Origin of the sequence: Streptomyces sp. LUP30 (assembly GCF_001746365.1) — a bacterium.
Classification (GTDB): domain Bacteria; phylum Actinomycetota; class Actinomycetes; order Streptomycetales; family Streptomycetaceae; genus Streptomyces.
Genome location: NZ_MJAJ01000043.1, coordinates 1 through 26,456, shown reverse-complemented (window position 1 = coordinate 26,456; position 26,456 = coordinate 1). Strand labels below are relative to the sequence as shown.

At 72.6% G+C, this 26,456-nt stretch carries 21 protein-coding genes; 4 read left to right on the top strand and 17 right to left on the bottom strand.

From position 1 onward, the window contains the following. Window positions 1-24: 24 nt before the first annotated feature. Window positions 25-1,401, bottom strand: a complete 1,377-nt coding sequence (locus tag BG482_RS28765) for an NAD(P)/FAD-dependent oxidoreductase (protein WP_069772075.1) — start codon at window positions 1,399-1,401, stop codon at window positions 25-27. A 227-nt stretch (window positions 1,402-1,628) separates the two neighbouring features. On the opposite strand from BG482_RS28765, the gene BG482_RS28760 reads away from it, so the two are divergent. Continuing rightward, on the top strand, window positions 1,629-2,153 hold the full coding sequence (locus tag BG482_RS28760; RefSeq protein ID WP_069772074.1) for a MarR family winged helix-turn-helix transcriptional regulator: 525 nt from the start codon (window positions 1,629-1,631) through the stop codon (window positions 2,151-2,153). A gap of 7 nt (window positions 2,154-2,160) precedes the next feature. Here BG482_RS28760 and BG482_RS28755 read toward each other — a convergent pair whose 3' ends face one another. Genes BG482_RS28755 through BG482_RS28730 form a run of 6 tightly spaced genes read right to left on the bottom strand, consistent with a single transcriptional unit; the run spans window position 2,161 to window position 8,101 of the window. Beyond that, a complete protein-coding gene (locus BG482_RS28755; protein ID WP_079142254.1) occupies window positions 2,161-3,966 on the bottom strand; it encodes a PP2C family protein-serine/threonine phosphatase in 1,806 nt (601 codons plus the stop codon). Beyond that, window positions 3,963-5,066: an ATP-binding SpoIIE family protein phosphatase gene (locus tag BG482_RS28750; RefSeq protein ID WP_069772073.1), complete on the bottom strand. Its 1,104-nt coding sequence runs from the start codon at window positions 5,064-5,066 to the stop codon at window positions 3,963-3,965. The genes BG482_RS28755 and BG482_RS28750 overlap by 4 nt, the downstream gene beginning before the upstream one ends. Further along, window positions 5,063-5,512, bottom strand: a complete 450-nt coding sequence (locus BG482_RS28745; RefSeq protein ID WP_069772072.1) for an anti-sigma regulatory factor — start codon at window positions 5,510-5,512, stop codon at window positions 5,063-5,065. The genes BG482_RS28750 and BG482_RS28745 overlap by 4 nt, the downstream gene beginning before the upstream one ends. Beyond that, the gene (locus BG482_RS28740; protein WP_069772071.1) at window positions 5,509-5,913 is read right to left on the bottom strand and encodes an STAS domain-containing protein; all 405 of its coding nucleotides are present in this window, start codon (window positions 5,911-5,913) and stop codon (window positions 5,509-5,511) included. The genes BG482_RS28745 and BG482_RS28740 overlap by 4 nt, the downstream gene beginning before the upstream one ends. Continuing rightward, window positions 5,910-6,815: an STAS domain-containing protein gene (locus tag BG482_RS28735; protein ID WP_069772154.1), complete on the bottom strand. Its 906-nt coding sequence runs from the start codon at window positions 6,813-6,815 to the stop codon at window positions 5,910-5,912. The genes BG482_RS28740 and BG482_RS28735 overlap by 4 nt, the downstream gene beginning before the upstream one ends. Before the next feature lie 5 nt (window positions 6,816-6,820). Further along, on the bottom strand, window positions 6,821-8,101 hold the full coding sequence (locus BG482_RS28730) for a PP2C family protein-serine/threonine phosphatase (RefSeq protein WP_079142253.1): 1,281 nt from the start codon (window positions 8,099-8,101) through the stop codon (window positions 6,821-6,823). A gap of 75 nt (window positions 8,102-8,176) precedes the next feature. On the opposite strand from BG482_RS28730, the gene BG482_RS28725 reads away from it, so the two are divergent. After that, window positions 8,177-8,659 carry a MarR family winged helix-turn-helix transcriptional regulator gene (locus BG482_RS28725; protein ID WP_069772070.1) on the top strand — a complete coding sequence of 161 codons (483 nt, stop codon included), beginning with the start codon at window positions 8,177-8,179 and terminating at the stop codon, window positions 8,657-8,659. A 189-nt stretch (window positions 8,660-8,848) separates the two neighbouring features. On the opposite strand, the gene BG482_RS28720 is transcribed toward BG482_RS28725, so the two are convergent. The 4 genes from BG482_RS28720 to BG482_RS28705 all read right to left on the bottom strand — a co-directional run bounded on the left by BG482_RS28720 (window position 8,849) and on the right by BG482_RS28705 (window position 17,501). Further along, the gene (locus BG482_RS28720) at window positions 8,849-9,256 is read right to left on the bottom strand and encodes an STAS domain-containing protein (protein ID WP_069772153.1); all 408 of its coding nucleotides are present in this window, start codon (window positions 9,254-9,256) and stop codon (window positions 8,849-8,851) included. Window positions 9,257-9,479: 223 nt separating this feature from the next. Beyond that, window positions 9,480-11,972 (bottom strand): SpoIIE family protein phosphatase, encoded by a 2,493-nt coding sequence (locus BG482_RS28715; protein WP_079142251.1) that lies wholly within the window; start codon window positions 11,970-11,972, stop codon window positions 9,480-9,482. Between the two features lie 54 nt (window positions 11,973-12,026). After that, window positions 12,027-16,307: a HAMP domain-containing protein gene (locus tag BG482_RS28710; protein WP_069772069.1), complete on the bottom strand. Its 4,281-nt coding sequence runs from the start codon at window positions 16,305-16,307 to the stop codon at window positions 12,027-12,029. Between the two features lie 318 nt (window positions 16,308-16,625). Further along, complete coding sequence (locus BG482_RS28705; RefSeq protein WP_079142266.1) at window positions 16,626-17,501, bottom strand: RNA polymerase sigma factor SigF; 876 nt, start codon at window positions 17,499-17,501, stop codon at window positions 16,626-16,628. A gap of 199 nt (window positions 17,502-17,700) precedes the next feature. Between BG482_RS28705 and BG482_RS28700 the strand changes: the two genes are divergently transcribed. Next, window positions 17,701-18,072 carry a hypothetical protein gene (locus BG482_RS28700; protein ID WP_069772068.1) on the top strand — a complete coding sequence of 124 codons (372 nt, stop codon included), beginning with the start codon at window positions 17,701-17,703 and terminating at the stop codon, window positions 18,070-18,072. A gap of 20 nt (window positions 18,073-18,092) precedes the next feature. After that, complete coding sequence (locus BG482_RS28695) at window positions 18,093-18,515, top strand: ATP-binding protein (RefSeq protein ID WP_069772067.1); 423 nt, start codon at window positions 18,093-18,095, stop codon at window positions 18,513-18,515. A gap of 34 nt (window positions 18,516-18,549) precedes the next feature. Here BG482_RS28695 and BG482_RS28690 read toward each other — a convergent pair whose 3' ends face one another. The 6 genes from BG482_RS28690 to BG482_RS28665 form a co-directional block, all read right to left on the bottom strand. Beyond that, complete coding sequence (locus BG482_RS28690; RefSeq protein WP_069772066.1) at window positions 18,550-18,996, bottom strand: ATP-binding protein; 447 nt, start codon at window positions 18,994-18,996, stop codon at window positions 18,550-18,552. 266 nt (window positions 18,997-19,262) lie between these two features. Beyond that, window positions 19,263-21,164: a long-chain fatty acid--CoA ligase gene (locus tag BG482_RS28685; RefSeq protein ID WP_069772065.1), complete on the bottom strand. Its 1,902-nt coding sequence runs from the start codon at window positions 21,162-21,164 to the stop codon at window positions 19,263-19,265. Window positions 21,165-21,309: 145 nt separating this feature from the next. Beyond that, window positions 21,310-22,398, bottom strand: coding sequence for a glutamate--cysteine ligase (locus BG482_RS28680; protein ID WP_069772064.1), 1,089 nt, complete (start codon window positions 22,396-22,398; stop codon window positions 21,310-21,312). Window positions 22,399-22,455: 57 nt separating this feature from the next. Beyond that, a complete protein-coding gene (gene glgB / locus BG482_RS28675) occupies window positions 22,456-24,666 on the bottom strand; it encodes a 1,4-alpha-glucan branching enzyme (RefSeq protein WP_069772063.1) in 2,211 nt (736 codons plus the stop codon). 5 nt (window positions 24,667-24,671) lie between these two features. Then, window positions 24,672-26,033 carry a maltokinase gene (locus BG482_RS28670; protein WP_069772062.1) on the bottom strand — a complete coding sequence of 454 codons (1,362 nt, stop codon included), beginning with the start codon at window positions 26,031-26,033 and terminating at the stop codon, window positions 24,672-24,674. Between the two features lie 28 nt (window positions 26,034-26,061). After that, on the bottom strand, window positions 26,062-26,456 hold a 395-nt coding region (locus BG482_RS28665), incomplete at its 5' end, for an alpha-glucosidase C-terminal domain-containing protein (RefSeq protein ID WP_176741482.1).

Genomic DNA, 26,456 nt, shown 5'->3' with positions numbered 1-26,456 from the left:
GTGCTGTCCCCTGCCGTGTGGATCTCAGGCGGAATCCGGCCCGGTCCCCTCCACCTGCGCCCGCACCTGCTCCGGCGTCAGATAGCTGTCGGTGTACTCGAAGTCCTTCAGCTTCGCCGCCCGGCGGGCCTGGAACCCGGTACGGACGAAATCGTCCCCCGCGATCGCGTTGAGCGTCCAGTTCGTCAGCACCCGGGCCTTGGCGACGCCCGTGCGCAGGGCCGACCAGTGGTAGCCGCGGGCCACGGCCTGCGCGGGCAGCCCCCGCAGTTCCACGCCGAGCGGCTTGGACACGGCGTCCGTGCCGCCGAGGTCGACGACCAGGCCGAGGTCCTTGTGCACGTAGGGCCGCATGGACTGCCCGCGCAGCGTCGCGATGACGTTGTCGGCGACGACCTTGCCCTGCCGCATGGCATGCTGCGCCGTCGGCGGGCAGATGGCGCCGTCCTCGCCCTTGGCGCGGTCGGGCACGGCGGCGGCGTCCCCGAGCGCGAACACCCCGTCGTTGCCGGGCAGGTTCATCTCGGCCTCCACGGCGAGCCGCCCGCGGACCGTCTCGGCCCCGAGCGTGGCCATCAGGGGGCTCGCCACGACCCCCGCCGTCCAGATGAGCGTCCGCGTCGGGACGACCCGCCCGTCGGTGAAGGTGACCTCCTGCGGACCCGCCTTGGCGATCGACACGCCCAGCGAGATGTCGATCCCGCGCTTGCGCAGCACCTCCTGCGCGCTGCGGCCCAGCTTGTCGCCGAGTTCCGGCATCAGTTTCGGGGCGACGTCGATCAGATGCCACTTGATCAGGGCGGGATCCAGGCGCGGATAGCGCTTGATCGCGTTGTGGGTGAGCAGTTGCAGACACGCGGCGGTCTCGGTGCCGGCGTAGCCGCCGCCGACGACCACGAACTGCAGCCGTGCGGCCCGCTCGACGGGGTCGTTGCTGGCGTCGGCGAGGTCGAGCTGGGTGATGACGTGGTCGCGGATGTACGCGGCCTCCGCCAGGGTCTTCATGCCGAAGGCGTGGTCGGTCAGCCCCGGGATGTCGAAGGTGCGGGTGACGCTGCCGGGAGCCAGCACGATGTAGTCGTACGGCTCGTTGACGATCTCGTCGGTGATGGTCCGGATGACGCAGACCTTCGACTTGAGGTCCACGCCGATGGCGCCGCCGGGAATGATCCGCGTGCGGTACTTCTTGCTGCGGCGCAGCGATACGGCGATCGACTGGGGCGTCAGCACGCCTGAGGCGACCTGCGGCAGCAGCGGCAGATAGAGCTGGTAGGCGAACGGCGTCACCAAAGTGACGTCGGCCTCCGCGGCGGAGAGCGCGCGTTCCAGACGCTGCACGCACCCCACTCCCGCGAAGCCCGCGCCCACCACCAGGATCCTGGGTCGTGTCACGATGTCCATCCCTTTCTGCGGCTCCAGGCGGTCTGCCCGACCTGGTGCGCGTGCCCCGCCCCCGGGCGCTTCGCACCTCATCGATCCCACCGCGCCCGAACCGGTTGCGCCAGTCGGACGAGGCAAGCAGACGAACGTTTCTCCTGAGGCTGCCTCCGTACCCGCAGATGGCCCTGTGTACGCCCCCTGCCTACGGGTAGGCCGACGTACATGACATTCGCGGTGGTCGAAGAGCGATGACGGTGGGCTGGTCGGAGGGCGTCGGCGACGGCCGGAGGGACGCTCGGCGGGACGGCGGGCGGGCACAGGCCCGGCAGGTCGCGGACGCGGTCGAGAGCCTGGTGGCCTGCTGGCTGACGGCCGCGGAGGAGACGGCGCCGCTGCTGCCCGCCCGGCAACTGCTCGCCCTGCGGACCATCCGGCACAGACCGGAGCTCAACCTGACCGCCCTGGCCGAGCGCCTCGACGTCGGCCTGCCCACCGCGAGCCGTCTGTGCGACCGGCTGGAGGCCGCCGGGCTGCTGGAGCGCGCCGTCCACCCGCGCAACCGGCGCGAGGTGCGGCTCGTGCTGACCGTGTACGGACAGCGTGTCCTCACCGACGTGGGCGAGCGCCGCGTGCGGCGGCTCGCGGCGGTGTTCGAGGGCATGTCGCCCGCTCAGCGCGCCGCACTGGAACAGGGCCTGTACGCCTTCCACCGGGCGCACGCCAGGAGGTCCGGGACCGGGCGCGGGCACGGGCCTGCGGAACGGGACGGCTGAGCGCCCTTCAGGACCCCGCCGACAGACGGCCGTCGAGACGCCCGTCGAGGCGGCTGCCGCCGAGACGGCTGCCGAGCCGGTCGCCCAGACCGTCCGGACGTCCGTCGAGCCGGCCGTCGAGCCGGCCGTCCAGGTGGCACAGCAGAAGACAGACGTCGTCGTCGCGCTCCGAGTCGCTCAGCATCGGCTCCAGGATGCGCTCCGCCGAGCCGTCCAGGTCCGCGTCCAGCTCGTCGGCGCGGAACGCGCCCAGTGCCGCCGACAGCCGCTCGATCCCCGGGTCTATGCCCTGGGCGCGGCGCTCCACCAGTCCGTCGGTGTACAGCGCCAGCGTGGAGCCCGGCTCCAGGGGCACGGTGTGGTCGGAGATCTCCTGGTGCAGCGGGATGCCGAGCATCGCCCCCGGCTTGGCGTCCAGCGTGCGCACCCGCCCGTCGGGCCCGCGCAGCACCGGCGGCGGATGCCCCGCGGCCGCCCACGTGAGCACGGGCTCACCGGGCTGGAAACGGGCGATCACGGCCGTGGCGTACAGGTCGGGCTGAAGGTGGTGCAGGAAGGTGTGCAGCCGCGTCAACAGCTCGCCGGGGGTGCCTCCGTCGACGGCGTACGCGCGCAGAGCGGTGCGCAGCTGGCTCATCATCACCGCCGCGTGCAGCCCGTGCCCGGTCACGTCGCCGATCACGGTGATCAGACTGCCGTCGGGCTGCCGGAAGGCGTCGTACCAGTCGCCGCCGATGTTCAGCCCGTAGGTGGCCGGCAGATAGCGGGCCGCAAGGCGCAGGCCGGGGAGGGCCGGCAGTTCGGTGAGCAGGGCCCGCTGGAGGGTCTCGGCGATGTCCCGGTTGTGCTCGAAACGGCGGGCGTTCTCCAGCGCGCCACCCGCCCGCCGGGTGAGTTCCAGCAGCATCACGGCGTCGTCGGGATCCCAGCGTTCGCCCGGCGGGGTCAGCGTCAGCACGCCCAGGGGCGCGCCGCGCGTCGGCAGCGGCACGCATAGCAGGGGCCGGTCGGGCAGCAGCGTGGACGGCGGCTGGTCGTCCACCCCGGGCAGCCCGCCCGGCTCCGCCGCCGCGTACTGGGGCCGGCCGGAGCGGGCCGCGACGACGGCGGCCGCCGGCCGCGGGACGGACGGGCCGCGGTCCTCCTCGGCGTCGAAGAGCCACACGTCGAGCGTGCGTGCGTACTCGGGGACCAGCAGCTCCGGCAGCCGGCGCACGATCTCCTCGTGGTTGAGGGAGGCCGTCAGCGCCGCGCTCGCGTCGGCCAGGAAGGTCAGTCTGCGGCGGGCGGCCTCCGCCTCCCTGCGCGCGGCGCGCTCCGCCGCGAAGGCCTCGCGCTGCGCCCGCCCGGCGGCGTCGAGCTCCGCGTGCAGCGCCAGGACGCCCTGGTTGGTCTGGTGCAGCTCCTCCCGGTGGAAGGCGACGAGTTCCTCCTGCTCGGCGAGCCGGTCCAGTGCGACGGCGGTGTCCTCGTCGGCGCCGAGCAGCGCCTCGGAGAGCACGTCGGGGTCGGCCGACACCGCATCGCTCACCGGGCCGGCGGCGGGCTCCGGACAGGGCGCGGTGATCAGCCACGGTGACTCGTCGCCGGCGGGGGAGGGGGCCATCTCGACCCGCAGGGTCCCGTCGGCCGTCGTCAGCGCGAGCCGCCAGACGCCGCCCTTGGCCAGACACCGGCGCAGCCGTGCGCTCAGCGCCGCGGCCAGCCGGGCGCGCTCCAGCGGCGGCATGCCGTAGGCGGCGGCCACCCGCGCGGTCGCGATCCGCACCCGTGCGGCGTCGGTGACGGTGCTGATCTCCCAGGTGCGCGTCATGGGCGGTCCGGCGGGGTCGGGGACAGGACGGCCACGGCCGTGTCGTCACGCACCGGGCGGGCGGAGCTGCCGGCGTCTCGCACCGTCACGGCGGCGGTGAGGGCGGGGTCGGCGGACAGCAGTCGGGGGTCGGCGGGCGGCGCCCAGCGGCTGGGCAGCCCGTCGCTGTGCAGGACGAGGAGACGGTCCGGGGCCCAGGAGGCCTCGGCCTCGGGCAGGGTCGAGGGCCGGTGCGCGCCGACGATGCCGGGCCGGGACAGCAGGTGCCGCCAGGAGTCGCCCTCGCGCAGTCGCGCGCCCACGTTGCCGATGCCGGCGAAGCGCAGCCGTCCGGCCCGCACGTCGAGCTGGGCCACCGCGACCGCCGCTCCCCGCGTGCCGCGCAGGGCGTCGTCCAGCCGGCGCAGCAGCTCGGCGGGCGGGAGATGGGCCGAGCGCCGCACTTCCTCCACCGCCGCGGTCGAGGCGAGGGCCGCTTCGGGGCCGTGCCCCAGCCCGTCGGCCAGCATCAGCGTGAGCAGGTCGTCGGCCCGCACGCAGGTCCAGGCGTCCCCGGAGCACTCGGCGCCCCGGAAGGGGACGTTGACGCCGCCGACACGCACCCCGAGGGGCGCGTCCGCGCCGCCCTCGCCCGTCGGGCCGGTGCCGGTCCGTCCCCCGCCCGCGTCGCGGCCGCCGCGGGCGGCAGGGGCACCGCCTATCCGGGCGAGCGCGACCGTTCCGCGCCCGGGGGCGCTGTGCAGGTCGAAGTCGTCCGCCAGCCGTCGGCAGGTGCCCAGGCCGGCGCCGAGCGAGCCGGCCGTGGAGAACCCGTCGTCGAGGGCCGCCGGGACGTCGGACATGCCGGGCCCGTGGTCCACGGCGGCGATCTGGACCATGAGGCCCTCCGCCCGTCCGCCCGGCGCGGAGACCGCCTCCACCAGGAGCTGTCCGCCCTGCGCGTGCTTGAGCAGGTTCGTCGCCAGCTCGGTCGCCACCAGGGCGGCGGCGTCGGTGCGCGCCCGGTCCAGCCCGGCCAGCGCCGACGCGCTCTCCGCGGCCACCCTCGCGTCGCGCAGCCGCGTCGAGTCGTGCACGGGGACGTCCCACACGCGGGTCATCTCAGCTCCTCACGCTGCCGGGGCGGGCGGGCGGCCCAGGAGGTCACCGTGACCGTGGTGCCGGAGCCGGGCGCGCTGTCGATGGCGAACTCGTGCACCAGCCGACGCGCCCCGCCCAGGCCGAGGCCCAGTCCGTCGCCCGAGGTGTAACCGTCGCTGAGGGCCTGGTCCAGGTCGGGGATCCCCGGTCCGCGGTCGGTGAAGGTCAGCCGCAGTCCGTGCGCCGACCTCCCGTCCGACACGCGCTCGGCCGCCACCTCGCCGCCCCCGCCGTACACCAGGGTGTTGCGGGCCAGCTCGCTGGCAGCCGTGACCAGCTTGGTCTGCTCGACCAGGCCGAAACCGACCGCGGCGGCCGCCTGACGCACGTGCTGGCGCACCCACACCAGATCCAGGTCCGAGCGGATCGGCAGGCGGGCGTCGACGCCCGCGGCCGTCCCGCTCACCGCGGCTCCCGGTGCGGGCGGTCCGCCGGCGCGGCGAGCAGCTCCAGGGCCGCTTCGGTGCTGAGCGCGGTCCGCAGTCCCGGCAGCGTCAGTCCCAGCTCCACCAGGGTGATCGCCACGGCGGGCCGCATGCCCGCCACGACCGTCCGGGCGGCGAGCAGACGTGAGCCGGCCGCGATCTCGGCCAGCACCCGTCCGAGGTAGGAGTCGATGATCTCGATCCCGGAGATGTCGATGACCACTCCGGTCACCCGGCTGCGGACGATCGACTCGGCGATGTCCCGCTGCAGTTGCTCCGCGGTGCCGTCGTGCAGGTCGCCCTGCAGCGTGATCAGCAGGACGTCGCCGAGCCGGAGCACCGGCACGGGGGCGGCGCCCGTGCGGGGGAGGTCGTGGTTCACCGGGGACCAGCACCGCCGGACGTCACCGGGACGATGTCGGCGCCCAGCCGGTGCAGGGCGTAGGCCAGGGCGTCGGCGAGGCTGGAGCGGGTGACCACGGGCAGGTCGAGGCCGAGGTGGACGATCGTCTGCGCGATGGCGGGCCGGATGCCTGAGACGACGCACTCCGCGCCCATCAGCCGCACGGCGGCCACGGTCTTCATCAGGTGCTGCGCCACCAGCGAGTCGACCGTCGGCACCCCGGTGATGTCCAGGATCGCGAAGCGCGCCTGCTGGTCGACGACGGACTCCAGCAGGGTCTCCATCACGACCTGGCTGCGGGCGCTGTCGAGCGTGCCGATCAGCGGAACGGCGACGATGCCGTCCCAGAGCCTGATGACCGGCGTGGCGACCTCCAGCAGTTGCACCTGCTGCCGGTCGATGAGGGCCTGGCCCTCGGTCAGCGAAGTCTCCATGACCACCAGTCGCAGCGTCCCCATCAGCGCGGTGAGGGTCGTCGCGCACTCCCTGACGTGCTCGGACGCGGCCTGCGGGAGGTCGGCGACGAGCAGGTTCACCGCGGGCACGCGCAGGGCGTCCACCTCGCGGGAGATCTGCGCGGTGGTCAGTCCGGCGCGGGCCCGGGAGGCCGCCATCCGGGCCAGCTGCTCGCGCACCAGCGTGAAGCCTGCGCCGTCGGTGTCCTCCACCCGGCCGGATCCGGCGACCTGGGCGAGCGCGTCGGCGACCGCCCGGCCCGCTTCCACCGCCTCGTCCCGCGAGACGGTGAACACCGCCCGGAACAGGGGTTCGTCGGCCCACCGTTGGGCGATCTGCTCACGGCGGCGGCCCAGGAACGCGCCGACCTCCTCCGTGGGCGTCGGGTTCTCCGCGTCTCGTCCCGCCGTGTCGTGTTCCGGCAACTGCTTCACTCCTCGTCCGCGTGGTGTCGCTGTGGTCCCGTCGATGGCGAGAGGACCGTGCTGTGCCCGTCGCCGGGCGACAGATCCGTATCGGGGCGGGCGGACGACGGCAGGGGCCGTCTTCCGAACCAGTCGAGACACACGACCAACGCGTCGTCGTCGGGCTCGGGTCTGCCCCGGTGCCCGGTGAGCTCGCGCAGCACCGCGCCGGGGACGTCCGCCGCCGGCAGCAGGGCCGCCGACGCCACCGCCCGGGCGAGCGCGTGCTCGCCGTAGGTCTCGCCGCCCGGCGAGGCGACCGCGTGCACCCCGTCACTGACGAAGATCAGCCGGTCGCCTGGGAGCAGGCCGAACTCCTGCGCCGTGTAGTCGGTCTCCTCGAACATGCCCAGCGGCAGTTGCGCGTCGAGCGCCACCCGGGTCAGGGTCCGGTCGCGCACCAGCAGCAGCTGGGGCGAGCCGGCGTCGACGACGTGCATGCGTCCCGTGGACAGCTCGATCTCCACCAGGAGCACCGACAGATGCGCCTCGCCCCGGTAGTGGGCGTGGATCGCCTGGTCGGCGAGGGCCGCCTGGTCCGCGATCGGGAGCCCGGCCCGGCGCGCGTTGCGCAGCGCGTTGATCCCGAGTCCGGTCAGCAGCGACGCCTCGATGCCCTCGCCCATGCCGTTGGTGACGTAGACCATCAACCGGTCGGCGGAGGCGGCCCAGTCGAAGTTGTCGCCGAAGACCGCGTAGGCGGGCTCCAGTTGGGCGCCCAGGGCGTACTCGTCGCCGGCACAGGACCGGGCCGGGAGCAACTCCCACTGCATCTCGGCCGCCAGCGTCAGCCGGTCCGTGCGGCGCGCCTGCCGGTAGACGTCGGTGTCGCGTTCGGCGACGACGACCTCGTGCCCGAGGAGCTGCGCCAGCTCGGCGAGTTCGGCCAGCCGGTCGGCGTCGTGCTCCGCGCCGGGCAGCGTGACCGACAGGACGCCCAGCCGGTCGCCGCGCACGGTCACGGGCAGATGCGCGAGGACGAACCCGTCGTCGAGTTCCTCCACGTACGGTTCCTGGGACCCGAAGGCGCGGCCGGGGGCGCTGCCGTGCAGCGGGACCGACCGCCTGTCCTGCGCGCCGTGCCCCTCGGGCGCCACGCCGAGCAGCGCGGTCAGCCCGTAGTCGGCCAGCAGGAGGTCGACCGCTTCGGCCGCGTAATGGGCCCGCAGCACGGTGTGCAGCACGCCGGGCAGCCGGTGCGGTGCCGCCGCGCGCAGGGCGCGTTCGGCGGCGACGAGTCTGTTCACGCGGTCGGTCCCGTCGTCTCTCCGTGGCGGGGGTGGGCTGACAGCCGTCGAGAAGCCTGCGAGAGTGTCACCGTGATGTCGCCCTCCTCACGCTCCTCGCGTCCGCAGCCCCACCAGGTGGCGCGTGTGACCTCACAGGCGTCGGAGCTGCTGGAAGTCCTCTGGGGTCGTGCTTCCACGGCTCCGGTCTCCGCCTCCCAGCTGCGTGTGCTGTTCATCCTGGAGCACCACGAAGGCATCAACCTGCGCACGCTCGCCGACTGCCTGGGGTCCACTCCGCCGTCCACCAGCCGGCTGTGCGACCGGCTCCAGGCCGTCGGCTTCGTCGAGCGCCGTACCTCCGCCGGGAGCCGCCGGGAACTGGAGCTGTTCCTGAGCCGCCGCGGGAGCGCCTTCCTCGCCGACCTCAGGTCGCGCCGGGAGGCGGCGCTGGAAGGTGTGCTGGAGCAGATGCCGGCCGCGCAGCGCTCCGCGCTGCTGAGAGGCCTGGAGGCGTTCTGCGCGGCCGCGGCCGCGCAGATCCACGAGTCCGACGGCGCTGACGCCCGGACCGCCTGACGGTGTTCCCGGGTGATCGGGTTCGCCCACCGGCGCATCCGTGATCCCTCCCGCCCGCATCTGTCCCGCTCACTCTGTTGCTTCCCGTGCACAGTTGTCAAATGACAACTATTGGACGACAGTCGTCCGCACCTGCGTGTTTCCCGGCCCGGCCCGGCGCCGGAGACCCGGCGGACGGCGTCCCTCCGCTCAGCCCCCGGAGGATTCGGAAGATCCGGAGGACTCGGACGCCTGCTGTTGGTCGATGAGCTCCAGGGCCTGCTCGGGCTTGTCCGATATCGGCACGGTGATGCTGACCCCGGTGAGGTCCAGGACCCGGCGCACGGCCGGCGTCGGATTGATCACGTGCACGCTGCCCGGCAGACCCCGGGCCTCCTGGTAGACCCGCAGGATGATGTTCATCCCGGACGAGTCCATGAAGGGGACCTCGGAGAGATCGATGAGGAAGTGCCGTCGTCCGTGATGGAGCTGGTTGGCCAGATGGGCCTGGAACTCGGTCGCGGTGTCGAGATCGAGATGCCCCGCCACCGTGACCAGGGCGACGTCCTCACGAGGCAGGGTGACCTCGACGGACAGGGGATTCTGGGCGATGGACACGTGTTCCTCCGAAAGCTGGCGGTCGGGGGCGTCTCCCCCGGCGGGCGACTTCGATGCGCCGTGACGGTGGACGGGGGCCACGGGCTGCGGCACGGATACGTTCCCCATGGTCCACTCCAGCCCCTTCCACCCGCCGAGCCCCGGCCTGTTGGTGCGCACAGCCGGATACCCCCGAATCGCCGGGACATGCATCGGCGCCTCACCCGCGTGCCCGCCCGGGCTCCTAGCGCAGCCTGATGCCCACGATGCAGGTGTCGTCGTCCGTGTCGGACCTGCTGTACGTGAGCAGCCGGTCCAGCTGCTGGTCGAGAGTCGGCGGCACCGTGCGGGCCTGCACCAGCAGCTGCGTCAGCGACTCCTCCACGGACCGGTCGCGCCGCTCGATCAGGCCGTCGGTGTACATCAGCAGGGTGTCGTCCGCGGCGAGCTGGACCTCCTCCTCCTCGTACTCCGTGTCCGGCACGGCGCCCAGCAGCATCCCCCGGAGCAGGGGCAGCGGGGCCGCATGGGCGTCCCGCACCAGCACCGGCGGCAGATGACCCGCCCGGGCCCAGCGCAGGGTGTGCCGGGACGGGTCGTACAGACCGCACACCGCGGTGGCCGTGATCGAGCCCGTCAGATGGTGGGCGACGATGTTGAGCCACGACAGCAGCTGCCCCGGTCCGGCCCCGGTCACCGCCAGTCCGCGCAGCGCGTTGCGCAGCACCACCATGCTGGTGGCCGCCTCGATGCCGTGCCCGGCGACATCGCCCACGCACAGCATCACCAGGCCGGAGGGCAGCACGACGGCGTCGTACCAGTCGCCCCCCACCAGATGCTCCTCCTCGGCCGGCCGGTAGCGGACGGCCACCTGCAGGCCGGGGGCCTCCAGCGGGGCCCGGGTGGGCGGCATGATGGCGTGCTGGAGCTGCAGCGCCAGCCTGCTGCGCTCGCTGGCCTGCTGCTCGGTCTGGGCCAGCTGGTCACGGGTGGCGGCCAGCGCCACCTCCGTCCAGTGCTGGGAGGAGATGTCCTGATAGGCCCCGCGTACGGCGACCAGCCGCCCGTCGGTGTCCAGCACCGGCTCCGCGACGATCCGCATGTGCCGGGTCACCCCGTCCGGCCGCTGCAGCCGGAAGGCGGCGGAAGCGGGCCGGCGGTGGTGCAGCAGGGTGCGCAGCAGACGGCCCACGACGACCGCGTCGTCGGGGTGGGTGTGCTCCGACAGTTCGTCCAGCCGGACCGGAGGGCTCGACAGCGGCCGCCCGTACAGGGCGAACAGCTGCCCGTTCCAGGTGGTCTCGCCGGTGAGGAGGTCCTCCTCGAAGCCGCCGATGCGGCCGAGACGCTGGGCGTTCTGCAACAGGCTCGCCAGTCGCGCCGCCTCGTCCTCGATCCGCCAGATCAGCAGCACGCACGTGCCGTGCCGGCTGATGCTGAGGTCGGCCACCGCCGCCAGGGGCACCTCGCCGACCAGTGCGGTCAGACTCATCCGGCGGGCCCGGAACGGCTCGCCCGTCGCGTGCACGCGCTCGATGCGCTGGAAGAGGTCGCCCCCGCCGGCGGCCATCGGATAGGCCTCCAGCAGCAGGGCGCCGTTGATCACCGCCCGCGGCCGGCCCGCCGGGTCGAGGAAACGGTCGTTGGCGTGCTGGATGCGGAAGTCCAGGAGCTTGCCCGACCCGTCGACGTGCGGCACGAGCACCAGGGCCGGATCGTGCAGGCCGTCCGTCAGGTCCATCAGCTCCGACGCGTCCGGCAACACGACCGGCTGCTGATCGGTCCCGCGCACGTACGCGTACGACTGAAGGGTGTGCGCGCACAGCTCCGCGAGCGCCTCCACCTGGCGCATGACCTGCGGCGGCTGCGGGGCCAGGGGCGCCGGCCAGGCGATCTCCAGGATCCCCTGGACGCGTCCGGCGGTCGCGGCGGGCACGGCGACCCGCCCGCCGTCGGGGTGCAGCTGACGGCCGACGGTGGGCAGCCCGGTCCGTGCGAGCGACCCGATCCACTGGGTCGACCCCTCGGTGAGGGCGTTGCGCGCCACGGTGGCCACGTCCGGGGGCACATACCGCCAGCGCTCCGCCTCGCCGGGGGAGAAGCCCGCGCTCCCGGCCAGCGTCAGAGAGCCGTCGGAGCCCACCGCCCAGATCGCCACGGCCACCGCGCCCAGCGGACCCAGTGCGTGCTGCAGCAGGGAGTCGGCGACGGCCTGGGTGTCGTGCGCCGCCGCCAGCGCCCCGCTCTCGGCGGTCCGCAGCCGCACGGCCGTCGACCGCTCCGAGGGATCGTCCGCCCCCCGGACGGCGGCGAGGAAGGCCTCCGTCACCTCCGAGACGCGGTCCTTGGCCGCCTGGTTGATGACGTCCACCGCGAACTCCAGCGGAGTCGTCCCGGCCTGCTCGGCGAGCGCGGTCAACTGCTGCGCCGCCTCGGCCGGACCGCACCCGAGGCGCTCCACGAGGATGCCCTTGGCGAGCTCGACCAGGGCCCGCCCGTCGGCCTCGGCCTGGGCCGCCCGCACCTCCCGGCGCAGCCGGTCCACGGTCGCGGCCAGCCGGCCCACCGGCGAGGACGCGGCGTCCGCCTCCGACAGGCTCGCCTCCTGATCGGACACGAGCTCCTGCCCGGCCGGCGGGGCCGGACTCGCCGTGGCGGTCGCGGCCCCGGCGGCGCCGGTGGGCGCCGGCCGGGACCGGGCGTCACCGGATTCTGTGGGCTGGGCGGGAATGGTCACGGTGTGCGGTCTCCTCGGCTGGGACGCCTGTGGCGCGGGGCGGGCAGGACGTCCTCAGACGGTCAGCCAGCGTCGGACGCAGGCCATGAGGTCATGGGTGTCGACCGGCTTGGTGACGTAGTCGCTGGCCCCTGAGGCGAGGCTCTTCTCCCGGTCGCCGGGCATCGCCTTGGCGGTCACCGCGACGATGGGCAGCCCGGCGTACTCGGGCATGCGGCGGATCTCGGCCGTGGCCGTGTACCCGTCCATCTCGGGCATCATCACGTCCATCAGCACCATCGCGATGTCCGGGTTGTTGCGCAGGGTGTCGATTCCCTCCCGGCCGTTCTCCGCGTGCAGCACCCGCACGCCGTGCAGCTCCAGGATGCCACTGAGCGCGAACAGGTTGCGCGCGTCGTCGTCGACCACGAGGACCGTGCGGCCCACGACGGCGTCGTCGACCGGCGGCGGCCCCTCGGGCTGCTGCGGCTCGTCCGGCCGGACCAGGGCCAGGACGTCCCCCGGCTGCTCGGCCGACAGGTGCAGCGTGATGCGCTCGCGCAGCTCGTCCAGGCTGGAGAGGAACTCCATCGGCTTGCCCGCGGCACGCGACTGCAGGCTCCGCTCCTGGGCGAGGTCCGCGCGGTGCCCGCTGTGCACGAGCACCGGCACGCCGGTCAGCGCCGAGTCGTTGTGCAGGGCCTCCAGGAACCGCGACGCCTCCGCGTCCGGCATGCCCAGTTCCAGCACCACGCAGTGGCACGGCTCCGCGGCCAGCGCCCCCGCCGCCTCGTGCGCCCCGACGGCGGTGACGATGTCGACGGGGGCGGCCGACGTCCCGTCCTCACGGCCACGCGCCATGTCCGCGACGACGCTCTCGGCCACCAGCGTCAGCAAGCCGCGGGGCCGCTCCTCCACCACCAGCAGCCGACGCGGACGCCGCGCGGACGGGGCGACGGCCACCGGCACGCCGGGCGGCCCGACGGGGATCGCCTCGGGCGGTTCGCCGAGGACCCGCTCCACCTGCCGGCCGCCGTCGATGACCTCCTGGAAGTCCCGCCGCGCCACCGGCAGATACAGCGTGAACGTGCTGCCGCGTCCCGGTGTGCTGTCCACCGTCACGGCGCCGCCGAGCAGATGCGCGATCTCGCGGGTGATGGACAGCCCCAGGCCCGTGCCGCCGTACTTGCGACTGGTGGTGCCGTCCGCCTGCTGGAAGGCGCCGAAGATGGTCTCCAGCTGCTGCTCGGGGATGCCGATGCCGGTGTCCTTCACCCGGAACGCCACCACCGTGCCGCCGCGCACCACGCCGCTCGGCACCTCCTCGTCGGAGGCCGGCTCGATGCGCAGTTCCACCCCGCCCTGCTCGGTGAACTTCACCGCGTTGGAGAGCAGGTTGCGCAGCACCTGACGCAGCCGGGAGTCGTCGGTCAGCAGATCCGCGGGGGCGCCGGCGGCCGTGTCGATGGTGAACTCCAGGCTCTTCTGCGACGTCATCGGCCGGAAGGTGGCCTCGACGTACTCGATGAGCTGCCGCAGCGAGACCCGCTCCGGCGAGACGTCCATCTTGCCGGCCTCGACCTTCGACAGGTCCAGGATGTCGTTGATCAGCTGCAGCAGGTCCGAGCCGGCGGAGTGGATGATGCCCGCGTACTCGACCTGCTTGGGGGTGAGGTTGCGCGAGGGGTTCTGCGCCAGCAGCTGGGCCAGGATGAGCAGGCTGTTCAGCGGGGTGCGCAGCTCGTGGCTCATGTTCGCCAGGAACTCCGACTTGTACTTGGACGCCAGGGACAACTGCTGTGCCCGCGCCTCCAGTTCCTGCCGGGCCTGCTCGATCTGCAGGTTCTTCGCCTCGATGTCGCGGTTCTGCGCCACCAGCAGCGAGGCCTTCTCCTCCAGTTCGGCGTTGGAGTGCTGCAGTTCCTCCTGCTGAGACTGCAACTCCGCCGAACGGGCCTGCAGTTCGGCGGTGAGCCGCTGCGACTCGTCGAGCAGCTCGTCGGTGCGGGCGTTCGCCACGATGGTGTTGACGTTGACGCCGATGGTCACCCGCAGCTGCTCCAGGAAGTCCACGTGGGTCTGCGTGAAGGAGGTGACCGACGCCAGCTCGATCACGCCGAGGACCTGGCCCTCGAAGACGATGGGCAGCAGGAGCAGGGCGCTGGGCTCCACCTCGCCCAGGCCCGAGGAGACGGTGACGTAGCCGGGCGGCAGCTCGTCGACGGTGATCGTCCGGCGGCTGCGCGCGGCCTGACCGACCAGGGAGCGGCCGAACGGGACGCGGGTGGGACGGGTGTCGTCGGCGGGATAGCCGTAGGCTCCCACGAGCCGCAGCTCGGGGCCCTCGGGGCCGTCCTCGGCGAGATGGAAGGCGCCGAACTGGGCCGACACCAGCGGCACCAGCTCGTCCATGATCAGCTCGGCGACCACGGGCAGATCGCGGTGGCCCTGCATCAGGCCGGAGATCCGCGCCAGGTTGGTCTTGAGCCAGTCCTGCTCCTGGTTGGCCCGGGTGGTCTCGCGCAGGGACTCCACCATCGAGTTGATGTTGTCCTTCAGATCGGCGACCTCGCCGGAGGCCACCACCGTGATCGACCGGGTGAGGTCGCCCTCCGCGACGGCGCTGGTGACCTCGGCGATCGCCCGGACCTGCCGGGTCAGGTTCCCGGCCAGCTCGTTGACGTTCTCCGTCAGGCGCTTCCAGGTGCCCGAGACGCCCTCCACCTCGGCCTGGCCGCCGAGGCGTCCTTCGGTGCCGACCTCGCGGGCGACGCGGGTGACCTCGTCGGCGAAGGCGGACAGCTGGTCGACCATCGTGTTGATGGTCGTCTTGAGTTCGAGGATCTCGCCGCGGGCGTCGACGTCGATCTTCTTCGACAGGTCGCCGCGGGCCACGGCCGTGGTCACCAGCGCGATGTTGCGCACCTGGCCGGTGAGGTTGTTCGCCATCGAGTTGACGTTGTCGGTGAGGTCCTTCCAGGTGCCGGCCACGTTCGGGACCTGCGCCTGGCCGCCGAGGCGTCCCTCGGTGCCGACCTCGCGGGCGACGCGGGTGACCTCGTCGGCGAACGCGGACAGCGTGTCCACCATGGTGTTGATCACATCGGCCAGCGCGGCGACCTCGCCCTTGGCCTCGACGGTGATCTTCTGCGACAGGTCGCCGCGCGCCACGGCGGTGGCGACCTGGGCGATGGAGCGCACCTGGCCCGTCAGGTTCGACGCCATGACGTTGACGTTGTCGGTGAGGTCCTTCCAGGTGCCGGACACCCCGCGCACCGTGGCCTGGCCGCCGAGGTTGCCCGCCGTGCCGACCTCGCGGGCGACGCGGGTGACCTCGTCGGCGAAGGCGGACAGCTGGTCGACCATCGTGTTGATGGTGTTCTTCAGCTCGAGGATCTCGCCGCGGGCGTCGACGGTGATCTTCTGGGAGAGGTCGCCCTTGGCCACCGCCGTCGCCACCTGGGCGACGTTGCGGACCTGGTTGGTGAGGTTTCCGGCCATGAAGTTGACCGAATCGGTGAGATCTCGCCAGGTGCCCTTCACGCCCTTGACGTCCGCCTGGCCCCCGAGGCGTCCTTCGGTGCCGACCTCGCGGGCCACGCGGGTGACCTCGTCGGCGAAGGCGGACAGCTGGTCGACCATCGTGTTGATGGTGTTCTTCAGTTCGAGGATCTCGCCGCGGGCGTCGACGGTGATCTTCTGGGAGAGGTCGCCCTTGGCCACCGCCGTCGTCACCTGGGCGACGTTGCGGACCTGGTTGGTGAGGTTTCCGGCCATGAAGTTGACCGAATCGGTGAGGTCGCGCCACACCCCGGCCACCCCCGGCACCTGGGCCTGGCCGCCGAGGCGTCCCTCGGTGCCGACCTCGCGGGCGACGCGGGTGACCTCGTCGGCGAAGGCGGACAGCTGGTCGACCATCGTGTTGACGGTCTCCTTCAGCTGAAGGATCTCGCCCCGCGCCGGCACGTCGATCTTCTGGGAGAGGTCGCCCTTGGCCACCGCCGTCGCCACCTGCGCGATGTCGCGCACCTGCGTGGTGAGGTTGCCGGCCATGGCGTTCACGGAGTCCGTGAGGTCGGCCCAGGTCCCGGACACCCCGGGCACCTCGGCCTGTCCCCCCAGAGTGCCCTCGGTGCCCACCTCCCGGGCCACGCGGGTCACCTCGGAGGTGAAGACCGACAGCTGGTCGACCATGCCGTTGAAGACGGTGGCGATGTCGCCCATGAGACCGTCGCCGTCGGTGGGCAGCCGGGTGCCGAAGTCCCCGTCCCGGACGGCTGTCAGGCCGGCCAGGAGCTGGCGAAGCTCGTGGTCGCCGGGAACCGTGTCCAACGACTCGGTCGCGTTGCTGGTCATGCGTACCCTCGTTCCGCTCCCCAGGAGCCCCCGGGCGGGGGCTCGGAACCGGGCCGCCCGGGTGAGCGGCCCCGCATGTCGCGCCTGTGTTTCCGCAGTTCACGGAAGTGTGCGATGAGAGAAATCCGCCGCAGGCTAACCCACGGGAGCGCACGGAAACAAAGCCTCACGTCACTTCGCCCGCACAGGAACTCCAGACCGTGCACACCGTGCATGCATGACCGGAAGCGGGGTAGCCGGACAGGTTGACGCCCGGAACGGCGGCCTGCGCCGTCCCGGGCGGGTGGGTGATGCGGGCCCGGCGTCACCGGGCGAGGGTCAGGCGATCTCGGGCCCCAGCAGACCGGCCCGCAGCCGCTGCACCGTGCGGCTGATCAACCGCGAGACGTGCATCTGCGAGATGCCGAGTTCCCTGCCGATCTCCGCCTGGGTGCGCTCCTCGACGAACCGCAGGTGGAGGATCCGCCGCTCCCGCTCGTCGAGGCCGGCGATCAGGGGCGCGAGCGAGTGGAGGTCCTCCACGAGCTCCAGCGCGGGCTCCGGCACGCCGATGAAGTCCACGGACTCGCCGTCCGCGCCGCCCTCGGAGGTGAGGGCCGCGTCCAGCGAGGCGGAGGTGTAGCAGTTGGACGCCTTGCGCGCCTCGATGACCTCCTCCTCGGACAGCGACATCAGCTGCGACAGCTCACGGGTGGTGGGCATCCGGCCCAGCCGCGTCTGCAACTCCTCGGTGGCCTTGGCCAGTTCGACCCGCGCCTCCTGAAGCCGGCGCGGCACGTGCACCGCCCAGCTCGTGTCGCGGAAGAAGCGCTTGATCTCGCCGACGACGTACGGCACGGCGAAGGAGGCGAACTCGGTCTCGCGGGTGAGCTCGAACCGGTCGATGGCCTTGATCAGCCCGATGGTGCCGACCTGGACGATGTCCTCCATCGTGTCGCCCCGGCCGCGGAAGCGGGAGGCCGCGTACCGCACGAGGGACAGATTCATCTGGATCAGGGTGTCGCGCACGTACCGGTGCTCGCGGGTGCCCTCCTCCACGGCGGCCAGCCGGTCGAAGAAGCGGCGCGACAGCTCGCGCGCGTCCTTCGGGCTCAGCTGCGTGGGGGCGTCGACGAACGGAACCCCCGCACATGGGCTGTCGGCGTCCGCCCGCGCTGCCGTGGCCGTCGGTGCCTGTGCCGTCACGGCGTTCACGTTCCGCTCACTCCGTTCGTCGAGCACGTCGATCGCAGGTCCGTCTGCCCCTGCGCCCCCGGGTCATGCGAGGGGGGACACCTGCTTTCCGCGCGGGCGTCCCTGCCCGCCCTTCCGAGGCCCGAAACGGGCCGACACGCCCCGAATGCGGCTGCTCCGGCAGGGTAACTGCAGCTGTGGAACGCGAGAAGGGAGCAGCGTGACCATCCACGGAATCTGGTCGTATGCGCCGGGCAGCGGTCATGTCGAGGGACAGGACCTCACCGGCTACGCCGTCGTGACGACCGACGGCGCCCTGGGGCATGTGGAACGCGAGGCCGGGCCGCAGGGGATGCGGCACCTGGTCGTCGACACCGGCGTCTGGGTGTTCGGCAGGAGCGCCGTCGTCCCGGTGGGCGTGGTGAAGGGCGTCGACCAAGCCGCCCGCGAAGTCTCGCTGGCCTGCACCGGGGACGAGGTGAAGGAAGCGCCCCGCTTCCGCACCGACAGTGAGACGAGCGACCCCGCCTATCTGACCGCCGTCGGCGACCACTACGGCCGCCCGACCCCGCGGGGGGCGTCGTCGCCGTGAGGGGAGAGGAGTTCGCGACCGTGCGGACGCCCGCGCCCGCGACGCCGGTGACGACCGCGGCGTCCGCCCGGGCCCATGCCCGCGCGGTGGTGGCCTCCCGGTGGGACCCCTCGACGCGCCCGGCGCGCGAGGAGGACGTGATCGATCTGCTGCTGGTCGTGTCGGAGCTGGTGAGCAACGCGCTCCGGCACGGCGGCGGCCTGGCCGGCTTCGAGGCGACGCCCGTTCGCGACGGGATCCGCGTCGCCGTCCGGGATCACAGCGACGTGGTGCCGACCGCGGCCTTCGGGCCGGACTCCCCGCCCGCGGTGCATCGTGCGGGCGGCTTCGGCTGGCCGCTGGTCGTCCGTCTGGCCCGGGAGATCGACATCGAGACACGGTCCGCGGGCGGGAAGACGATCAGTGTGTTCCTGCCGGTCCGTGAACTGGACCGCCCGGTCTGAAGCGCGCGCACCGCACGCCGTCGCGCGGCGGACCTCACCACGGCAGGAAGACGTGGACGTCCTTGCCCGGCTCCTGGCCCTCGTCCGCGGTCACCACGCTGACCTGCGTGCAGAGCGTGTGCACCAGATACCAGCCGATGCCCCCGCCACCGCTGTCGGGATGGAACGGACGCGGGGTCGGCGGAGTGCTGCTGGTGTCGTGCACCGTGACGTGCACCCCGTCGAACGTGCGGCGCAGCTGCAGCTCGAACGGCCCCGGAGCGTACTGGACGGCGTTGGCGGCGAGTTCCGTGACGATCAGCACGATGTCGTGCCAGCACTCCGGCGCCGTCGGCGGGGAGGCCCGCGCCAGGTCGTGGAGGAACTCCTCCGTGGTCAGTCGTGCACCCGTCACGTCGTGCGGTTCACCCGCAAAACGGGCCGTTCGGCTCGGAATCGCCCAGGAGGACAATGCTTCGTTACCCCGCGGCTCGGTTGCCATGTCAGTGTGCGGTCCCGTCTCGGCCGGGACCGTCGTCCTTTCTCGTGCGGCTGTGTCTGGCTTCGCCCCTTGCTGGGTTCCCGGGGCTGCCCAGGCTACGCGTCCGTCTCGCCGCGGCATATGGCCCGTCGGGCCACGCGGGGCGACCCGTAGGGCACGCGCCGCAAGGGATCCGACGGTCCGTCACGGGGCGATCACCCCACGTGCCGGGGCGGGCTGCGACCGCGCGAGCGTCCGCGGTCCGCCCGAAGGCGGCCGGAGCCGGGTCAGCGGAACACGTCGTCCGCGTCGTCCCAGCTCAGGACCTCCTCCTGCGGGCTCTGCCGGGGCACCCGCGCCCGAGCCTGGTACATCGCCTCGATCTCCGCCGCGTAGTGCGCCACGATCGAGTCGCGGCGCAGCTTCATCGAGGGGGTCAGCAGTCCGTTGGTCTGGTCGAAGGGCTGGGGCAGGATGCGGAAGGCACGGATCGACTCCGAGCGGGACACCGTGCTGTTGGCGGCGGCCACCGCCCGCCCGATCTCCTCCCACAGCGCGTTCTCCTCGCGCGCCTCCCGGCTCTGTGTGTCGCCGTGCAGCGCCAGACTCGCGCGCCAGTGCGCCAGGAAGTCGGGGTCGAGGGTGATCAGCGCGCCCACGCAGGGCCGGTTGTCGCCCACCACCACCGCCTGGTGCACGAGAGGGTGCATCCGCAGCCGCTGTTCCAGCGCGGTCGGCGCCACGCTCTTGCCGCCGCTGGTGATGATGACGTCCTTCTTGCGGCCGGTGATCGTCAGGTAGCCGTCGGAGTCCAGGTATCCGAGGTCCCCGGTGGCCAGCCAGCCGCCCGACAGGGCCGCCCGCGTCGCCGCGTCGTCGTTCACGTACCCCTGGAAGACCGACGGGCCGCGCACCAGGATCTCCCCGTCGTCCGCCACCCGGAGGTCCGTGCCCGGGAGCGGCTGCCCGACGGTGCCGGACTTCTCCCGGCCGAGCGGCTGCATGGTGATCCCGCCGCTGGTCTCGGTCAGGCCGTACCCGTCGTGCACGTAGATGCCGATGCCCTCGTAGAAGAGGGACAGATCGCGGTGCAGGGGCGAGCCGCCCGAGGTGGCGCGATGGACCCGGCCGCCGAGCGCGGCCCGGAGTCTGCGGTACACCGTCCGCTCGAACAGGGCGTGCTGCAGCCGTAGATCGAGGCCCGGGCCGGAGCCGCGGCCGAGGCGCTGCCGCTCGACGGCGGCCGCGAAGACCCGCGCCGTCTCCGCCGCCCGCTCGAAGAGGGCGCCGCGGCCGCCCTCCTGGGCCACCCGCAGGAAGTTCTTGTAGATCTTCTCGAAGACCGAGGGGACCGCGTACAGGTACGTGGGGCGGAAGGTGCGCAGCGACTCCGTGAGCGCTTCGGCGCCGAGGTCGGGCTCGTGACCCATCAGGATGCCCCCGCGCAGGCACAGCCCCTGGATCATCAGTCCGTAGACATGGGAGAACGGCAGGAAGGCGAGGACGCTCGCCTGCTCGCCAGCGGGCGCCGCCGTGTGCCCCCAGCCGGCCAGGAGCGTGTCGCACGGACTGGCCAGACTGCGGTGGCTCAGCGCGCAGCCCAGTTGCCGCCCGGAGGTGCCGGAGGTGTACGCGATCACTGCCGTCGAGTCGGGCATCACGATCCGGCGCAGCGAGTTCACCGTGGTCAGTGCCACCGACTCGCCGCGCTGGGTGAGCTGTTCGAGTGCTCCCGCGTCCAACTGCCATACATGGCGCAGCGAGGGCAGGGCCGCGCACACGGACCCCACGGTCATGACGCTCTGTTCGTCCTCGACGACCACCCCGACGCAGCCGGCGTCCCGCAGGATCCACTCGACCTGCTCGCGCGAGGACGTCGGGTACACGGGCACGACCTCGGCGCCCACGGTCCACAGCGCGTGAGCCAGCACCGTCCACTCGTACCGGGTGCGCGCCATGACGGCCACGCGGTGGCCGGGCGAGATCCCCGACGCCACGAACCCCTTGGCGAGATCGACGACTTCGTCGCGCAGCTCGACGGCGGTGACCTCCTGCCAGCCGGCGGAAGCGTGCGCGCGCCGGGCGAGCACCGGGAGCGAGGGGGCGCGGGCGGCTGTCTCGAAAACGCTGTCGGCGAGCCCTCCGGTCAGGGGCGAGGCGGCTGGGGGAGCGAGGGCGAAGTCGCGCATGCGCTGCTCCTGACGTGTACGGGCTGTGACTCCGCCGACGAGGACTGTCATCGACGGTGGTCGAATGTAGCCCAGGTGAGACCGCTTGTGGCCGGGAACGAATATGTAATCCGCCTTGATGATCTCGGCCCGCGGGCCGGGCGTCTCAGGCCTGCGTGTGCTCGACGCAGGCGGCGACGACCTCGCGCAGACTGCCGGTGCGCTCCCACACCTCGCGCTGGATCCGGGCCCCGTTGCCGTGCCGGAGCAGTCCGGCACAGGACGTGCGGGCCCGCTCCAGGTCACCGCTGTCCGACAGGGCGTCCTCCACATGTTCCAGCAGGGCCTGGACGACCGTCTCGGCAGGGGCGCGCCGCATGGTCGCCGGGTGCAGCAGATCCCCGGTCAGCCCGGTGCGGGCGGCGCGCCAGTTGGCCAGCCGCAGCAGGCTCACGCTGTGGTCGAGCGGATCCCGGCCCGACTGCCGCTCCCGGGCGGCCGTCTCGACGAGCCCGCGCACCAGCGTGGCGATCAGCACGGCGGTGTCCGCGTGCAGACAGACGTCCGCCACCCGCACCTCCACCGTCGGATAGCGCGCCGAGAGCCGGGCGTCGAAGTAGATCATGCCCTCGTCGAGGATCGTGCCCGTGTCCACCATGTCCGCCACCCGCCGGTGGTAGCGCTCCGCCGAGCCGAACAGCTCGGTCGGACCCGCCGACGGCCAGCGCTGCCACACCCGGCTGCGGTAACTGGCGTAGTCGGTCTCCCGTCCCTGCCAGAAGGGCGAGTTGCCGCTCAGCGCGATCAGCACCGGCAGCCAGGGCCTCATCCGGTCGACGACGGCCACGCCCTCCTCGTCCGACTCGACGGACACATGCACATGGCAGCCGCACACCATCTGCTCACGCGTCGCGATCCCGTACTGCTCCGCCATCCACTGGTAGCGCCGGTTCATGCTGATGGAGGGACGTACCGGAAGTGGCGAGGTGGCGAGCGCGGCGACGGCGCACCCGGCCTCCCGGGCATGCCGTGCCGCCTCCCCTCGGATGCGCACGATCTCCGCTCCGAGCTCGTCCATGCCCGACTGCGGGTGGGTGCCGAACTCGAGCATCTGGTTGTGCAGTTCCTTCTCGAAGACGTCGTTCTCCTCCTCGCACCGCGAGGCGCGGGCGAGGACGGCGGAGGACAGGGACTGCGGCTCCCCGGTCTCGGGGTCGACCAGGAGGAGTTCTTCCTCCACTCCGACGGTGCGCACGCGAGGTGACCTTCCTGTGGTGGGTGGTACGCACCCGACTGCCCCGTCCCCCGGGGTTCAAGCGGACGCGGGCGCCAGCCACACCGTGGCCAGCGGCGGCAGCGTCAGCCTGAGCCCGCCGTCGCGGGGTGCGACCGACGGGGCATGGCCGGCACCGCTGCCGCCGTAGCGCGTGGCGTCGGTGTTGAGCACCTCGCGCCAGGCCGGGACGTCACCGGGGACGGCGAGCTGATAGTCGTGGCGCACGACCGGGGAGAAGTTGCTGACGGCGAGCAGCGGAGCCCCGTGGGCGTCGTGCCTGAGGAACGCGAAGACGTTGTCGTCCGCCGCGTCGCCGAGCACCCAGCGGAAGCCCGCCGGGTCCGTGTCCCGCTCCCAGAGCGCCGGGGTGGCCCGGTAGACGGCGTTGAGGTCACGCACCAGGTCCTGCACGCCCCGGTGATCGCCCGCCGAGGCGTAGCCGGGGTCGAGCAGCCACCACTCCGGGCCGTGCTCCTCCGACCACTCCGCTCCCTGTGCGAACTCCTGCCCCATGAAGAGCAGTTGCTTGCCGGGGTGGGCCCACATGAAGCCCAGGTAGGCGCGGTGGTTGGCACGTCGCTGCCACCAGTCGCCGGGCATCTTGGAGACCAGCGCCTGCTTGCCGTGCACCACCTCGTCGTGCGAGATGGGCAGCACGTAGTTCTCGCTGTAGGCGTACACCATCGAGAACGTCATCTCGTTGTGGTGGTACTTGCGGTGCACCGGCTCCTTGGCGATGTACTGGAGCGAGTCGTGCATCCAGCCCATGTTCCACTTCAGCCCGAACCCCAGACCGCCGCTGTCGGTCGGCCGGGTCACGCCCTCCCAGGCGGTCGACTCCTCCGCGATGGTGACGACGCCGGGACTGCGGCGGTACACCGTCGCGTTCATCTCCTGCAGGAACGCCATCGCGTCCAGGTCCTCCCGGCCGCCGAACACGTTCGGCGTCCACTGCCCGGAGTCCCGCGAGTAGTCGAGGTAGAGCATCGACGCGACGGCGTCCACCCGCAGGCCGTCGACATGGAACTCCTCGCACCAGTAAGTGGCGTTCGCCACCAGGAAGTTGCGCACCTCCACCCGCCCGAAGTCGAACTCGAACGTCCCCCAGTCCGGGTGCTCGGCCCGCCGGGAGTCCCCGGGTTCGTACAGGGGATCCCCGTCGAACCGCCCCAACGCCCAGTCGTCCTTGGGGAAGTGCGCCGGCACCCAGTCCACGATCACGCCGATTCCGGCCCGGTGCAGCGCGTCCACCAGGTACTTGAAGTCGTCCGGCGTGCCGAGTCGGGAGGCCGGCGCGTAGAAGCCGGTGACCTGGTAGCCCCATGAGCCGGAGAACGGGTGCTGGGCGACCGGCATGAACTCCACATGCGTGAAACCGAGATCACCCACGTAAGCCGGCAGCACCTCGGCGAGCTGACGATACGTCAGTCCCGGTTTCCAGGAGGGCAGATGAACCTCGTACACGGAGAACGGCGCCACGTGCACGGGGACGTCGCCCCGGTGCGCCATCCACTCCTGGTCCGCCCACTCGTAGTGCGAGGCGTGCACGATCGACGCGGTGTCCGGCGGCACCTCACAGCGCCGGGCCATCGGGTCGGCCTTGAGGAAACGGTGCCCGTAACGGGAGGTGATCTCGAACTTGTAGCGGGCGCCCTCGCCGATCCCGGGCAGGAACAGCTCCCATACCCCGGACGAACCCAGGGACCGCATCGGGAAGGCGGTCCCGTCCCAGAAGCAGAAGTCCCCGGCGACCCGCACCCCCTGGGCGTTGGGCGCCCACACCGTGAACCGGGTGCCGGCCACGCCCTGGTGCGCCATCGGCTCCGCGCCGAGCGCCTTCCACAGCTCCTCGTGCCGCCCCTCGCGGATCAGATGCAGATCGAGGTCGCCGAGGGCGGGCAGGAAACGGTACGGGTCGTCCACCTTGTGCTCGACGCTGTCGTACGACACCAGCAGCGTGTACGCCGGAGCCTCGGCGAGCGGCAGGACGCCGGCGAACAGACCGTCGCCCTGCGAGACCAACGGCGTGGCCTCGCCGTCGATCACGACGCTCACGGCGTCCGCGAAGGGGCGCAGGGCCCGGAAGAGGATGCCGCCCGGCGCCGGGTGCGCGCCCAGCAGCGCGTGCGGATCGTGGTGCGCGCCCGACAGCAGGCGGCCACGGTCGCCCGGATCGAGCGCCGGCGCCGGTGCCGTGCGCGGGCGGGGGCCGGCCGACTCGGGCGGAGAGGTGTCACGCAGGGCCACGGGGGTCAGCCTCCTCGGACGGCGAGTCGTTCGATCGCCGCCATGGGTACGGGGAGCCAGTCGGGACGGTTACGGGCCTCGTACAGCACTTCGTACACGGCTCGGTCGGTCTCGTAGGCACGCAACAGGGCATGTTTCTTCCGGGGGTCCCAGCCCGCGCGGGCCGCGTAGCCCGCGCAGTAGGCCTCCCGGCAACGCCGCGCCCACTCCGGCCGCCACGGGCGGCGCTGGCGGGCGGCGTAGTCGAAGGAGCGCAGCATCCCGGCGATGTCGCGGACCGGGGAATGGGCGCTGCGCCGCTCGGCCAGCGGCCGCGACGGCTCGCCCTCGAAGTCGATGACGAACCAGTCGCGCCCGGCGCGCAGGACCTGACCGAGATGCAGGTCGCCGTGGATGCGCTGGGCGGGCGGCCCGGCGTCGCAGACGGCGAGTGCGTCGAACGCGGTGGTCAGCCCGGGGACGAACGGCCGCAGCGCCGGCACGTGGTGCGCCGCCGTCTCCAGCCGCTCGGTCATCGCCGCCGCCGTCCGGCCGTCCTCCGCGTCCGGGCCGGCCGGGAGGGCCGCGGCCAGCGCCAGGTGGACGTCCGCGGTAGCCCGTCCCAGGTCCTCCGCCTCGGCCGTGAAGTCCTCGCCGCGGGCCAGGGCCCGCAGCGCCAGCGTCCAGCCGTCCGAGGCGTCGGGCAGGAACGGCTGGAGGACGCCGAGGGTCGCCTCCTGCGGATGCGTCGTGCGGAACCAGGCGACGGGGGCGGGCACCCGCCCGCACCCCTGCCCGGCCAGCGCGACCGGCACCTCCAGATCGGGGTTCACCCCGGGCTGGACGCGCCGGAAGATCTTCAGGATGAACGCGTCCCCGTACACCAGCGACGTGTTGGACTGCTCGGCCTCCAGCAGGCGCGGCGCGAGCCCCGGGGGCAGCGACACGGACGGGTCCGACTCGAAGCACAGCGGGCCCAGGGCGCCGGGATGGCGCATCCGCTCCAGGAGCAGCTGCGCCGACCGGGGGTCCTGCAAGGCGTCATGGACCGTCAGCCCGGCCAGTGGACCCTCTTCGACCCTCCCGATCAGAGCACGCCCCAGCCGCGGCGACAGATGCTCCTGGACGCCCAGCAGCAGCTGGTAGCAGTCACCCGCCGGGGGAGTGCCGCCGGGGGTCGGGACCCCCGACTGGTCGGCATGCACGAGCAGATGCAGACAGCCCGGATACAGCTCGGTCATCGACAGCATGCGCAGGTCGGTGAGCGGCCGGTCCTTGCCGGCGAACCAGCGCTGCCGGGGCAGCCACTCGCACAGCAGCGCGGCGAGCGGTCCGACGGAGCGGACGCCGCTCGCGCTGCCCGGTCGCAGGGGTGCGGTCCTCGTCACGGTGACCCATCCTTTCCGCGGCGCACGCTCACTGGCGGCGACCGATCCGGGACGCGGCTCTGGTGAGCCGGAACCAGTAGAAGCCGTGGCCCGCGAGGGTGAGCAGGTAGGGCAGTTCACCGATGGCGGGGAAGCGGACGCCGCCGAACAGCTCGACGGGGTGGCGGCCGTCGTAGCGGCTGAGGTCGAGTTCGGTGGGCTGTGCGAAGCGTGAGAAGTTGTGCACGCACAGCACCAGGTCGTCCTCGTGTTCGCGCAGGAAGGCCAGGACGGCGGGGTTGGAGGAGGGCAGTTCGGTGTAGGTGCCCAGGCCGAAGGCGTGGTTCTGTTTGCGGATCTCGATCATGCGGCGGGTCCAGTGCAGCAGTGAGGAGGGCGACGACATGGACGCCTCGACGTTGGTGACCTGGTAGCCGTAGACGG